This is a genomic window from Cognatishimia sp. WU-CL00825 (assembly GCF_040364665.1).
GTDB lineage: Bacteria > Pseudomonadota > Alphaproteobacteria > Rhodobacterales > Rhodobacteraceae > Cognatishimia.
The window spans coordinates 15460-29074 of the sequence record NZ_BAABWX010000009.1 but is presented as its reverse complement, the minus strand read 5'-3'; the positions used below and the strand labels follow the sequence as shown (position 1 = coordinate 29074).

Genomic DNA, 13615 nt, shown 5'->3' with positions numbered 1-13615 from the left:
TGTAGCGCATAATCAATATTATGTTGAATCCGGATCAAATACGATGCACGTCCCGCCGCATTTGTGTTCTTCGTCGAAGTACCCGTGTCGATCCCGTAGAGCAACAATCGAGTCGCTGTTAATCGTTACTATTTCTGCGGCTAAGCTTATTGGATTTTTGTTTGAGTTCAGGCAATATTCCGCTCGCGTTACGCCGTGCTACTGCTGTCATACCGCTAGGGGCTCACAATGCGCAAAGCTTCAACTCGCAGCAAGAAACCGGAAAACTCTGCGACAATACCGTTGAAACTTTGCCCTACCTGCAGAACGCCTATTTCTCAGACGTCAGCGCTTTCCAGTTTTGGCAATACTTTTGGAGGTCTTGATCGTTTCTTGCAGGACATGATCTCAAAGACACCTGAGAGTCTGACGACTGCAGCAACATAGCCGCACCGATACTTGTTCCGGTCGCTGAATCTGAAAGGTGAACTGGTTTGGCACGAAGCGCGGCAAGTGTCTCAATGTAGTCGCAATTTTGCGCAAATGGCCCTTCAACAACAACCGGATCATTTGCACCAGCCAGGTCCAAACAATGATTGGTCATCAAAGCCAAATAAAGCGAAAGTGCATAGTTTCTTTCACCAACTGTTTGCGGTTGCTTGTTCCACCCGCCAGACTTCCCGGCAAAAGGGCCGCTCTCCGCAACCACAGCGGGTTGAAGCATGATCCCCTGTTGCAACACGGCCCGCCGATCCTCTGGAGCTGGTGGTTCAAATACCCCCTCCGTCACCAGTTCAAATTCGCGTCCCCCCATGAATCGCGCTGAAGACACGGCATTCCCAACTGCGTTGACGTTCACCAGACAATCTTTGGTTGGATCCAAGCGCACATGGCCATCGTTCAGCGACATACAGATGACCCATGTGCCAGTGGACACGACAGAATTAGGCCGCGCTTCGCCTTTGAGATAAGGCACCAAGGAGGCGTTGCTGTCATGGATACCACACACAACCGGAACCGTCGTTGGAATCCCAGTTTGATCAGAAACCTCTTGGGTCACAGTTCCAAGAACATCAGACGACATTCGCGCCGGCGCCAGCTTGTCTTCGATCCCCAGTTTTTTGACCAGCGAAGAGGGCTCTCCCAAGATTGGGTTCCAAAGATCGGTATGGCACCCTAAGGAGGTCACATCGCAGGCAAGATGACCGGTTAGCTTATAGCCCCAATACTGCGGGTAGGTGATGATGTGTTCGGTTTTATCTAGTAGATCGACATCACAGTGAAACAACCAGTGCAGCTGTGCTCCAACATTGAGACCGCCGCTCAACCGCGGAGAGCCAGTTTCGTCAAACGACGGACGCAGACGGTTGTAGTCTTCTGCCAGTACATCTGGTGCCGCGTGCTCATAGTCGAGCATGGGCGTTACCAATTCTCCGTCCTTGTCGAGCAATACAACGGATGCGCCATGAGTCGTGACGGAGATCGCATCCACGCCCTGGCTGGCTTGGAACTTTGCAAGGTTTTCTACCAAAAAATCCCAGTGCCCTTCCAGGTCAAACTGCGGATATGGATCTTGGTTCAAAATTCTGTTGGGCCGCGTTACAACAGCGATTTCAATCATTCTCTCGGCATCGACCAGTGCGAGTTTTGCATTGGTCTTGCCAATATCAATGACCGCGATATTGGAATACTTTGGAACAGCGGTCATGGCAAATAAAACACTTGAGTAAGGTCTTGGACCACTGGACTTTTATCGGCGTTGCATTCCATCAAATCCGCCATATGGACCCACCATGCTTTCATCACCGGGTGCTCAGGCAACGCGGCCATTGAGTGGTTTGACGTCCTCAGCAGGACACCAAAAAGCTGATTTGTGGTGGGATGGAAGTGAATAGAATAATCCTCGATCCCAGTCTCTTTGAGAAGCTCCACCAATTCCGGCCAAATTTCGTCGTGCCGCTGGCGGTATTCTTCCATCCGGCCCGGTTTCAGCTGCATACAAAACGTGTATTTTTCCATCTGTATCGCTCCCACTTAGGACTTGCGCCACATTGCCCAAAGGCGCGGCAATGCGATGACGCCGATTAACAACAAGCCAATGAAGATTGACATAACGATCCCCGGAACATTCAGCAGACCAAGGCCAAAGGTGACCAAGCCCATGACAAAGGCTGCAATGACAACACCGGGAATAGAGCCTGATCCCCCAAGAATATTAACACCGCCCAGAACCACCATCGTGACAACTTCCAGCTCCATACCAGTGGCAATGGAAGGGCGGGTCGAACCCAGACGAGACGTCAGGCAAACCGCCGCAAGACCTGCCATCAGACCTGTCATAAGGAATAGAAGCATTTTAACCCGATCCACGCGTATGCCCGAAAACAGCGCCCCAGTTGGGTTGTTGCCAATCGCATAAACAGAGCGACCAAAATTGGTTTTGTGAAGCAGAACGCCGAAGAAGATCGCAAGAATGACAAAGATCACAAATTCGACGGAAATCACCCAGAAGACGTAGCCCTGACCAAACCAGGAAAAGTCACTTGGGTAACCGCGAAACGCGCCATCCCCAAGGATGATATAGCTTATCCCACGAAAGAGACTCATCGTACCGATCGTCACAACAATGGACGGCAATCCGAGTTTGGTCACCAAAGCTCCATTGAAAGCGCCACAAATCAAACCCGTTCCCAGACCTACCAATACCAGAACCGGGGTACCGGCCCCCAATTCCATTGCGACCCCCATCGCAGTAGATGCTAGGGCAATGATAGAGGCGACGGAAAGATCGATTTCTCCGGCAATGATCAGCAGAGCCATAGCAAAGGCAATCATTGCTTTTTCGGTAAAATTGAATGTGGCATCTGACAGGTTCCAAGCATTCAAGAAGTAGGGCGATGCAAGGGAATTGAAGGTGAAAACGCCGATGGCTACGGCCAGAAGCAGGGTTTCCCAGCTCACCAGCTTGCTTTTCAACGGAGAACGGAGACGGTCCGGGATGTGGCGGGTATTGGCTTCAGCAAGGCTCATTGGGAATGCTCCGCAGATTTTAGAATGACGCGTCCTTTGGACCGCCCAGATTGGGCATTAAATGCAACGGCGATAATGATGGCTGCACCTGAGATTGCGAGCTGCCAGAACGGTGAAATGTCAACGACGGGCAATGCATTTTTAACGACTCCAAGGAACAATGCTCCGAGCAGCGTGCCGATAACCGTGCCCGCCCCGCCAGCGATGGAAACCCCACCAATCACACAGGCTGCGACGACCTCCAGCTCGAACCCGCCAGCAATATCAACATAAGCCACCGCATAGCGGGCAATCCACAGATAGCCTGCCAAACCGGCCAACATGCCCGAGATGACAAAAGCGTAGAACTGCGTCCGGCCAACGTTGATTCCTGTGTAAACAGCCGCGTGCGGGTTGCCACCGACGGCATAGATGGACCGTCCTAGCGTTGTCCGCGCCATGGCAATGACGGCTACCAAAGCCACAACAATTCCAAACCATCCCAAAATCGGCATTCCCAGGATAGACGCCCTAGGGAACGCGGTGAAATGGGCGCTCATTTCATGTGCATTGATCCACTTGCCTTCAGTCAGCAGAAAGATAATGCCACGGAAAATCGTCATCGTGCCAAGGGTCACAACAATTGGCGGTATGTTCAGTTTCCAAACGAGAATGCCATTGATGGCCCCCAGAAACGCCCCCATGACAAGGGAAACGGCCAAGATCACTCCGATTGGCAAATCCGGCATCGCGACATTGATCATCGCACAGACCATACCTGTGAGCGCCAAATTGGCAGCAACAGAAAGGTCAATGCATCGAGTCAAAATGACAACCATCTGACCGATTGCAAGGATCATCAGGGGTGAGGTGTCTGTAAAGACCGCAACCAGATTATCCGGCGCAATGAACCCTGGAAATCTGGTAGCAACAAGGCTCATCAGAAAGATGATCGCACCAAAAAGCAAGGCTTCACGGGATTTTAAATAGGTCATGCCACGTTCTCCATTTGCGCAATCCCCACCGCATGGCGCACAAGAGATTCAGGATTCATTTCATTGCCTTCCAGTTCTGCAACCATGCGTCCTTCTCGCATGACAATGACGCGATCAGACATGCCAAGAATTTCGGGTATTTCCGAACTTACCATAATGACCGACAACCCTTCCGACGCGAGTTCAGACATGAAATCGTGAACCGCTGCCTTGGACCCAATATCGATCCCCTTGGTGGGTTCATCCAAAATAATTACTTTCGGCTTGGTGGCCAGCCATTTTGCGATGACAACCTTTTGTTGGTTTCCTCCAGACAGGGCACCGACATTTGTATCCAACGAAGCGGCGCGCAGGTCCAAGCGCTCAGTATACTCACGCGAAAGCGCGAATTCTTCAGCCATCTGAAGGAACCCTTTGCGAGAGGTTTTACTCAGTGACGGTAGGGTTACGTTCTGGAAAATTGGCATATCTGTGATTGCGCCTTGTTTGCCGCGATCTTCCGGCACATAGACAATACCGGCTTCGATCGCCGCAGCTGGCGAGCGAAGGACTTGTATTTCATTGTCCAATTTGACAGTGCCGTTTGAAGGCCGCGTTATGCCAATAAGAGACTGCATAAACTCTGAGCGTCCGGCACCAACCAACCCGTAAAAGCCAAGGATCTCACCCTTGCGTAGAGAGAAACTGATGTCTTCAAATTCCGTTGGGTGGCAATATTTTTCAACTGTCAGAACGGTTTCTCCGATGTCAGCATGCCGTTTCGGAAACAGCTGATCCACAGCCCGGCCAACCATCATTTTCACGAGGTCGGATTCCTGCACTTCTGCAATATGACCTTCGCCGACAAATTGTCCGTCGCGGAACACTGTGAAGCGGTCTGCAATGCGGAAAATCTCGTCGAACTTGTGGGAGATAAACAAAATGGCTTTGCCTTGCGCCTTAAGCGTATCAACCAGTTCATAGAGTTCTTCGATTTCGGTTTGGCTCAATGCCGCCGTCGGTTCGTCCATGATAACAACACGCGCATCAACGGACAAAGCGCGCGCGATGGCGACCAAATGCCGTGACGCAATACTGAGGTCTTTCAACTTCACCCGCGAATCAATCTTTGCTCCGATGTCATTAAGAATTTTTGTCGTTTGCTCAAACATGGCCGTTTTGTTGATAAGGCCAAGTTTGGTTTTGGGCGCATGCCCAATGAAAATATTCTCGGCAACCGTGAGCTCGTCGAACAATACCGTTTCCTGGTGGATCGCAGTAACACCAGCATCCGCTGCATCTTGCGGCGTGGCAAATTTAACCCCTGCCCCTTCAAGCAGGATTTGACCGCCATCAGGCTGATAAATGCCGGTTAAGGTTTTAACGACGGTCGATTTTCCGGCACCATTTTCACCGATCAACGCGGTGACTTGACCAGGGTAAAGCGACAGCTGAACGCCATCCAATGCCTTTACGCCTGGAAACGTCTTGGTGATCTGATCCAATTGAAGTACAGGGTTTTGCGAAATTGACTCTGTGGATCGAGTTTTGAGAGTTTGCATGGGCGCGGTCCTATAGAATAAGGCTCTAGCGGGCATTTCAAATTTCGCAGAAGGGGCAGCGCTTAGACATCCCGCCCCTCCTACTAAGGAGGTCTTTAGAAGATCTCTTTAAAGGCATCGATGTTGCTAGCATCGTAAACAAACGGATCAGCCATGGCTGCCGCATTTGTATCGTCCAAAGTGATCGTACCCATCCGGCCAATTGAAATTTCAGCGCCCGGCTCTGCGGTGGCCGCTTCGGTTGCCAGTTGGTGCGCCAACATGGTCGCAGAGTAACCAAGATCAATTGGATTCCAAATCGCGAAGGATTTGGATGCTCCGCTTTCAATTGCGCCGGCCATTTCAGATGGCAGCCCCAGGCCAGTGACATTAACTTCACCAATCTTACCTGCGTCAGCAACTGCCTGAGCTGCAGCAACGATACCTACGGATGTTGGCGCGATGATTGCATCTAGCTCCGGATGAGACTGCATTAGGCCGGTTGCTTCGCGATAGGACTTATCCGCAAGGTCGTCACCGTAAACAGTAGAAACAACTTCGATACCCTCGTAGTTGCCCATCACTTTGTTCATTTCATCGATCCAGATATTCTGGTTCGTAGATGTTGTTGTCGCGGACAGAACCGCCACTTCGCCACCATCTGGCAAGTGATCCGCCGCCAGTTTGATGATCATGTTTCCGATCAAAGCGTTGGAAGATGGGTTCAGGTGAGCCTGACGACCGTCTTGCGCTACACCGGAGTCCCAGGACACAACTGTGATGCCGCGCTGCATCGCTTTTTTCAATGTTGGCACAAGCGCATCTGTGTCGTTTGCAGAAACTGCAATCGCATCAACCTTCTGCGCGATCAAAGAGTTGATCACCTCGATTTGGCCTTCTGCAGTTGTGTCAGTTGGGCCAGTGTAGATGATCTCCACTCCGCCAATTTCGTCTGCAGCTTCTTGAGCACCTTCAGCAGCGGCTTCAAAGAAACCAATACCTAACGCTTTTACCACCAAGGCGATCCGCATATCTTCAGCGGCCGCTGGTCCGGCGAACAGGCCCGCGGCAATCGCCACGGATGTCATATATTTTGCAACTTTCATTGGGTTTCCTCCATGTTTATCCCAAATTATTGCGGCTCGCCGTAACCAATCGGCTCCCTACGAGACCGCTTCCTCCTTCGCCCCAATTGTGGATGCGACGATTAGTTTGATGTCCGCGGCCTCAACCATCGCGGCGTGGCGATCGCTGATACCTTCATCAGTGATCAGGACATCGATATCTTTCAACGGGCAAAGCACGAGGCTCGAGCGGGATTCGAATTTCCCGGAATCAACCAGAAGCACGACCTCATCTGCTTGCCCAATCAGTTTTTGTTCTGCCTGGATGATCAGCGGGTCGCCTTCCATAACGCCAAGCGGCCCGACACCCTGCGCCCCCATGAACATGCGCCGCGCATAGAAGTTACGTGTCACATCGTTCTCGAAAGGAGACAAAATGATGTTTTGCTCGCGATAGATCACTCCGCCTGACAAAAGCACGGTATTTTTTGAGTTCTTCAGCAGATGTTCAGCGATTGGGAACGAATTGGTAAAAACCTGGCAGCGACGAGTCGCCAAAGGATGCACCATTTGAAATGTCGTCGTTCCGCCGTTGATGATAATCGGCTCACCTTCTTCACACAGTTCTACCGCCTTGCGCGCAATTGCTTGCTTCTGATCAATATTGATTGCTTCGTTCACAGCAAATGGGCGACCAGCCAAACTGGGGAACTGATTGGGATGCAAGGCTTCAGCACCCCCTCGAACGCGACGAAGTTTGTTTTCCGCGTGTAACCCAGAAATGTCTCGACGGATGGTTGCTTCTGAAGCGCCAGTCATGCTGCACAGCTCCAAAACCGTCACAACCGGACGCTCCTGAACCGCTGACAGAATAACCCTATGGCGTTCCTTCTCGTGCATTTTTTCCTCCCGTTGACAGTGACGATGCCGTAAAGAACCAATCATTGTCAATCATTAATTGTCATTTTTGCTCGATTTAAGTCATCTTTTGATCATTAATGATCGTTTATGATTGACATTCAGACGCACCAAGCGCAATCTATGACCAAATCTGACTAGACTATCTGTCGATCGGGAGGAGATCACAATGACAACCAACCAAAACCGCCTCAATTCCCTTTGGGACCATGAAAAGGCGGCGCATATGAGTGAATCTGAGAAACTGCTCTATCGCTCGAATCTGCTTGGATCCGACAAACGCGTAACCAACTACGGCGGCGGCAACACCTCAGCCAAGGTTTTCGAAAAAGACCCCCTGTCTGGCAAAGAGGTCGAAGTACTTTGGGTCAAGGGGTCCGGCGGTGACGTCGGGTCTATCAAAATGGACGGCTTCTCCACGCTTTATATGGAAAAGCTGCGCGCGCTTAAAGAAAAGTACCGCGGTGTTGAGTTCGAAGATGAAATGGTTGGGTTCCTCCCCCATTGTACCTTCAACCTGAACCCACGCGCGGCTTCTATCGATACACCTTTGCACGCTTACGTGCCAAAGGTTCACGTCGATCATATGCACCCCGATGCCATCATTGCGATCGCGGCGTCAAAAGACAGCAAAGCGATGACACAGGAAATCTTTGGCGATGACATCGGTTGGTTGCCTTGGAAAAAACCGGGGTATGAATTGGGTCTGTGGCTCGAAAAATTCTGCCTGGACAACCCAAATGCCAAAGGCGTTGTGCTCGAATCACACGGTCTGTTCACATGGGCAGATGACGCGCATACTTGCTATGAGTTGACGCTGGACATCATCAATAAAGCGATTGCCTATTTCGAAGAAAGGACCGCTGGTGTTCCAGCCTTTGGTGGCGCTATCCATAATAGCATCGATGCGGATTCTCGCCGGGGTGTTGCAGCCAAGCTGATGCCAGCCATCCGTGGCTTTATTTCCGGTCAACAGAATATGGTCGGTAACTTTGTAGACACAGACACGGTTCTGGAGTTTGTGAACGGCAAAGACATGCCAGCCCTTGCGGCGCTTGGTACCTCTTGCCCGGATCACTTCCTGCGCACCAAAATCTGCCCATTGGTGGTTAATTTTGACCCAGCTCAAAACAATATTGAAGCGGTGCTGGCAGGACTGGAAGCACAGATCGCAACCTATCGCGAAGGCTACGCGGCTTATTATGACCGCTGCAAACACGACGACAGCCCGGCGCTGCGTGATCCAAACGCAGTTGTCTATCTGATTCCGGGTGTTGGCATGATCACTTTTGCCAAAGACCGTGCAACTGCGCGTATTTCCGGCGAATTCTATATCAACGCCATTAATGTTATGCGTGGGGCCTCTGCCGTATCAGAATACTGTGGCCTGCCGGAACAAGAAGCCTTTGATATCGAATACTGGTTGCTAGAGGAAGCCAAGCTGCAACGTATGCCTAAGCCAAAATCATTGGCTGGCCACGTGGCGTTGGTCACCGGCGGCGCTGGTGGCATCGGGGCTGCAACTGCAGAACGCTATCTGTCGGAAGGTGCCTGCGTGATGCTGGCAGACATCAACCCGGAAAACCTAGATGCTACTCACGATAACCTGACCAGCCGCTTTGGTGCAGATGCCGTGCGCAAAGTTATTATGGATGTTACAAGCGAAGCTGCAGTAGCCAAAGCCTTTGCCGATACCGCTGTTGAATTCGGTGGCGTTGATATTCTTGTGTCGAACGCAGGTATCGCCTCGTCGGCACCAGTCGAAGAAACAACCCTGAAACTCTGGAACCTGAACATGGACATTCTGTCCACGGGCTATTTCCTTGTCTCTCGCGAAGCATTCAAGATGATGCGGACGCAAGACATGGGGGGGTCGATTGTATTTGTTGCGTCTAAGAACGGTCTTGCAGCATCTCCAAATGCATCCGCCTATTGCACGGCCAAGGCTTCGGAAATCCACCTCGCGCGTTGTTTGGCTCTCGAAGGCGCCGAAGCAGGCATTCGCGTTAATGTGGTTAACCCGGACGCGGTCTTGCGTGGCTCCAAAATCTGGGAAGGCGACTGGCTGGATCAACGCGCTGGCACCTATGGCACCGACAAAGGCGGCTTGGAGGAAATGTATCGCAATCGCTCGATGTTGAAACTCTCGGTTCTACCAGAGGACATAGCGGAAGCAGCCTATTTCTTTGCCTCAGACAAATCCGCAAAATCGACAGGCAATATCGTCAATGTTGATGCGGGCAACGTTCAAGCATTTACACGCTAAGATATCTGCGCCGCTTTGATCGGGTGGCGCAGCAACTCCTTGGGAGGAGAAAGACATGATTGATAAGTCCACGATTGAGGCTGAAAACGCCAAACACATAGATGGCTTGAACATCGACTTTGCGAATCTGGCTGAAAAACTGGATCGCCGCGGCGTCAGCATCGCCGCGTTGGTAAAACGAGCACAGGCCTTTGGTGTGGCTGTCCCATCCTGGGGCACCGGCACGGGCGGCACGCGATTTGCTCGCTTTCCGGGTGGTGGCGAACCAGCAAGCATCTTCGACAAACTTGATGATTGCGGCGTTATCCACGCGCTGACAGATGCCGCGCCTTCAGTGTCTCTACATTTCCCATGGGACAAAACTGATCCCGCTGATCTTCGTGCAAAAGCCGAAGAACACGGCCTGACCTTTGATGCCGTGAACTCAAACACCTTTCAGGACCAGACAGATCAAGTACATTCCTACAAATTCGGGTCGTTGACTCACACCGAACAGGCCACACGTGCCCAAGCGGTTGAGCATAACCTAGAATGTATCGATTTGGGGGATCAGATTGGCTCAAAGGCGTTGACGGTTTGGATTGGCGATGGTGCCAATTTCCCGGGTCAAACCCATATGGGTCGCCAGTTTGAACGCTACCTGTCCTCGATGCAGGAAATCTATTCAGGTCTCCCGGATGATTGGCAGATTTTCTCTGAGCATAAGATCTATGAACCAGCTTTTTATTCAACCGTTGTGCAGGATTGGGGCACCTCTCTTTTGACAGCACAGGAGCTCGGCGAAAAGGCCAAATGTCTGGTCGATCTAGGCCACCACGCACCAAACGTGAACATTGAAATGATTGTGTCTCGTCTGATCCATGCGGGTAAACTGGGTGGCTTCCACTTTAACGACAGCAAATACGGCGACGATGATCTAGACAGTGGCACTATTGATCCCTATCGCCTGTTCCTGGTTTGGAATGAATTAGTCGACGCAGAGGATACACCAGGTCTGGACCTCTCTCATATGATTGATCAGTCACATAACGTGACCGATCCAATCGAAAGCCTGATGATTTCCTGCATTGAAATTCAACGCGCCTACATTCAGGCCGCTTTGGTGGATCGCGAAGCCTTGGCAGCATATCAGGCTGACAACGACGCATTGATGGCCTCCGCGACTTTGCGCAGCGCTTTCCGCACCGATGTGGATGCGATCCTTGCAAGAGCGCGGAGCCTTTCTGGCGGCGCAATTGATCCAATCGGAACCTATCGGGCTTCTGGCTACAGAGCAAAAGTTTCCGGCGCACGGCCAGATTCTAGCGGCGTTGGTGGCGGCATCGTCTGATTTACCTCGCAACCTAATCATCCAATGTAAAAAAAACAAAGGGGCGCTAAGCGCCCCTTCTTCGGTTTGATCCAGAAGCCTTCCTTAAAAGGACTTCAACGGAAAACGGGCCGGCTCATTGTTTTCATAAGAGGTTGTTGCAATTCGTTTCAACGGCAGCTTTTCGAGAGACACCCAAGTTGTCCTTTTTAGGCAATTAGTTTTCGCCCTTCGCCAAAGCGCCAAGTGAGATTGTCGGTTGAAGGACAACGGTTTTCTGTTTCTCTTCTTCTGAATTTTCGAGCGACTCTAAGATAATTCTGGCTGATGTCTCTCCAATCTCGCGGCGCAAAGTAATTGAAGTGGCAATTTTCCCAGGGAACCCCTCGATGATGCCAAGGCCGTTGAAACCCGCCAAAACCACCTTCGTCGGGATCGAGATTCCTGCGTCGATACAATAACACAACCCTCCGACCGCGAGGTCATCATTTGAGAAATAGATGCAATCGAGTTCCGGATGGCCCGCGAGGAGTTCGGCGGTCAGTCGGCGGCCAGCTTCGACAGAGGACAAGCCCTGCTCATCCACCGACGCAATCAGATCGAATTGCCGTTTCCGTAGCGCTTGAAGAAAGCCTTCTTTGCGCTTTGCGGCCCTATGATCCTTGTCGAGGTTGCACCCAACGTAACCAAATCGTGTCCTGCTTTCTGCAAGCAAAGCTTCGGCCATTTCTAAACCTGCTTGAGTATGGGAAAACCCGACGCAGGCATCAATCGGGTCACCATCGCAGTCCATGATCTGCACAACCGGAATGTCCGCATCGGCAAGTAGCTTTCTGGTTTCTAGCGGTTGGTCCAATCCGGTCACTATTAAGCCAGCAGGGCGCCAAGATAACATGCTTCGAAGGATTTCATATTCCTTGTCCGGATCATAGTCAGTCACACCGAAAACCGGTTGGAAGCCTGTTCCCATGAGGGCGTCAGTTACCCCCGACATCACTTGCGGGTAAACGATATTCGATAGGCCTGGAACAACAACGCCAATCAAATCTGAACGTTTGCTGGAAAGCGACGCCGCGAGGTGATTCCCATAATAACCAATGTCGCGCGCCGCTTGACGTACCTTTTCGATATTCGTCTGAGACACATCTTTATCGCCGCGAAGTGCCCGTGAAGCGGTCATTTTACTGACACCTGCGGCAGCGGCTACATCGATCAAAGTTTTTCTTTTTTTCATGCGCTTGGTGCCATTTCGCCTGACCCGTTTCTAGGTGATTACCTGCGTCGTCTCAGCGCAATCTATGACGTTTCTCTTTGAAAGGCAAAACCAACTGGGTGTTGACAGACTGATCTTGCTTGCAGTACTGCTACCGATACCGGTATCGATACCAGTTTTGCGATACAGGTCTAGTCGTGAGCTGAGAGGGGCTCGCATCAGCCAAAGTCCTGCACCCAGGTCGGGTGCCAAAGGGAGGAAATATGAAAACTCTAATCCTAAAATCCACCGTGGTAAGCGCGGTGTTTGCATCCACCGCGCTGTTGGCCACAACTGCCATCGCGCAAGAACATCAATGGACCTTCCAGACCTCGGCGCAGGCTGGTGACAACTTCTTTCCAATTGAGGAAGCATGGGCCGATCGCGTCAATGAACTGTCTGGCGGCCGCATAGAAATCACCGTTGTGCCAGTCGGAACTGTAGTAGCTCACAACGAGACGCTGGACGCTGTCGGCGCTGGTATTTTGCAAGGCCACATCACCGACCCGTCTTATTTCTCGGGCAAGGATCCGGCGTTTGCGATGCTGGGCAATCTGGTCGGTGCCTGGTCGGCGCCTGAGCAAATGTTCGACTACATGGAGAACGGCGGCGGCAAAGCTCTGTTCAACGAGTTGGTGAACCCATACGGGCTCCAGTTTCTCGGAGCGTCGGCCACCGGAGTCGAAGCCTTCTTGTCTACCAAACCGCTGCACGGCGTTGCGGATCTGGACGGGCTGAAACTGCGTGCACCCGAAGGCATGGTGCAGGAAGTCTTTGCAGCTGCAGGCGCCGCTCCGGTGAACCTCCCTGGTTCGGAGGTCTACACCGCGCTTGAAAAAGGCGTGATCGATGCTGCTGACTACACGGTCTTCTCGACTAATCACGCACAGGGCATGCACGAATTTGCGAATTACCCTATCTACCCCGGCTTCCACTCGATGCCTGTGATTGAAGTCTCGCTGAACAAGGTAATTTATGACGGACTGTCCGAGGACCTCCAGGAGATCCTGAACGACTCGGTATCGGTCTTTGCCCGTGACATGGTCGGCCAGCTTGATGAACAGAACGAGATCGCGGTCTCTGAGGCCGAAGCTGATCCTAAAATCACCGTGATCAACTGGTCCAACGAAGAGCGCGCAGCATTCCGCGGCATCGCAAAAACCCAGTGGGCGAATTGGGCCGACCGCTCGGAAATGGCTGGCAAAGCCTATGAAAGCGTTACGACCTACCTTGTTTCTGCAGGGCTTTTGGCTGAATGAACTAAGCCATTTTTTCAAAGAAGGGGCCAAACTGGCCCCTTCAC

At 51.8% G+C, this 13615-nt stretch carries 11 protein-coding genes; 3 read left to right on the top strand and 8 right to left on the bottom strand.

The genetic code is table 11. The features are described 5' to 3' along the window. Positions 1 to 310 precede the first annotated feature (310 nt). From ABXG94_RS16990 to ABXG94_RS16960, 7 genes are all read right to left on the bottom strand, one after another. Positions 311 to 1687, bottom strand: coding sequence for an FGGY-family carbohydrate kinase (locus ABXG94_RS16990; RefSeq protein WP_353536180.1), 1377 nt, complete (start codon positions 1685 to 1687; stop codon positions 311 to 313). Then, a complete protein-coding gene (rhaM, locus tag ABXG94_RS16985; RefSeq protein WP_353536179.1) occupies positions 1684 to 1998 on the bottom strand; it encodes an L-rhamnose mutarotase in 315 nt (104 codons plus the stop codon). The genes ABXG94_RS16990 and rhaM overlap by 4 nt, the downstream gene beginning before the upstream one ends. A gap of 15 nt (positions 1999 to 2013) precedes the next feature. Beyond that, positions 2014 to 3009: an ABC transporter permease gene (locus ABXG94_RS16980; protein ID WP_353536178.1), complete on the bottom strand. Its 996-nt coding sequence runs from the start codon at positions 3007 to 3009 to the stop codon at positions 2014 to 2016. Continuing rightward, positions 3006 to 3983: an ABC transporter permease gene (locus tag ABXG94_RS16975; RefSeq protein WP_353536177.1), complete on the bottom strand. Its 978-nt coding sequence runs from the start codon at positions 3981 to 3983 to the stop codon at positions 3006 to 3008. Before ABXG94_RS16975 ends, ABXG94_RS16980 begins: the two co-directional genes overlap by 4 nt. Continuing rightward, a complete protein-coding gene (locus ABXG94_RS16970; RefSeq protein WP_353536176.1) occupies positions 3980 to 5524 on the bottom strand; it encodes a sugar ABC transporter ATP-binding protein in 1545 nt (514 codons plus the stop codon). The genes ABXG94_RS16975 and ABXG94_RS16970 overlap by 4 nt, the downstream gene beginning before the upstream one ends. 95 nt (positions 5525 to 5619) lie before the next feature. Then, positions 5620 to 6609 carry a rhamnose ABC transporter substrate-binding protein gene (rhaS, locus tag ABXG94_RS16965; protein ID WP_353536175.1) on the bottom strand — a complete coding sequence of 330 codons (990 nt, stop codon included), beginning with the start codon at positions 6607 to 6609 and terminating at the stop codon, positions 5620 to 5622. A 57-nt stretch (positions 6610 to 6666) separates the two neighbouring features. Beyond that, positions 6667 to 7467, bottom strand: a complete 801-nt coding sequence (locus ABXG94_RS16960; protein WP_353536174.1) for a DeoR/GlpR family DNA-binding transcription regulator — start codon at positions 7465 to 7467, stop codon at positions 6667 to 6669. 187 nt (positions 7468 to 7654) lie between these two features. Here ABXG94_RS16960 and ABXG94_RS16955 point away from each other — a divergent pair, with 187 nt between their 5' ends. Together ABXG94_RS16955 and rhaI are read left to right on the top strand one after the other, a co-directional pair. Continuing rightward, a complete protein-coding gene (locus ABXG94_RS16955; RefSeq protein WP_353536173.1) occupies positions 7655 to 9751 on the top strand; it encodes a bifunctional rhamnulose-1-phosphate aldolase/short-chain dehydrogenase in 2097 nt (698 codons plus the stop codon). Between the two features lie 55 nt (positions 9752 to 9806). Then, on the top strand, positions 9807 to 11081 hold the full coding sequence (rhaI, locus tag ABXG94_RS16950) for an L-rhamnose catabolism isomerase (RefSeq protein WP_353536172.1): 1275 nt from the start codon (positions 9807 to 9809) through the stop codon (positions 11079 to 11081). Between the two features lie 196 nt (positions 11082 to 11277). Here rhaI and ABXG94_RS16945 read toward each other — a convergent pair whose 3' ends face one another. After that, positions 11278 to 12294: a LacI family DNA-binding transcriptional regulator gene (locus tag ABXG94_RS16945; protein WP_353536171.1), complete on the bottom strand. Its 1017-nt coding sequence runs from the start codon at positions 12292 to 12294 to the stop codon at positions 11278 to 11280. Between the two features lie 242 nt (positions 12295 to 12536). Between ABXG94_RS16945 and ABXG94_RS16940 the strand changes: the two genes are divergently transcribed. Next, a complete protein-coding gene (locus ABXG94_RS16940) occupies positions 12537 to 13571 on the top strand; it encodes a TRAP transporter substrate-binding protein (protein ID WP_353536170.1) in 1035 nt (344 codons plus the stop codon). Positions 13572 to 13615 lie beyond the last annotated feature (44 nt).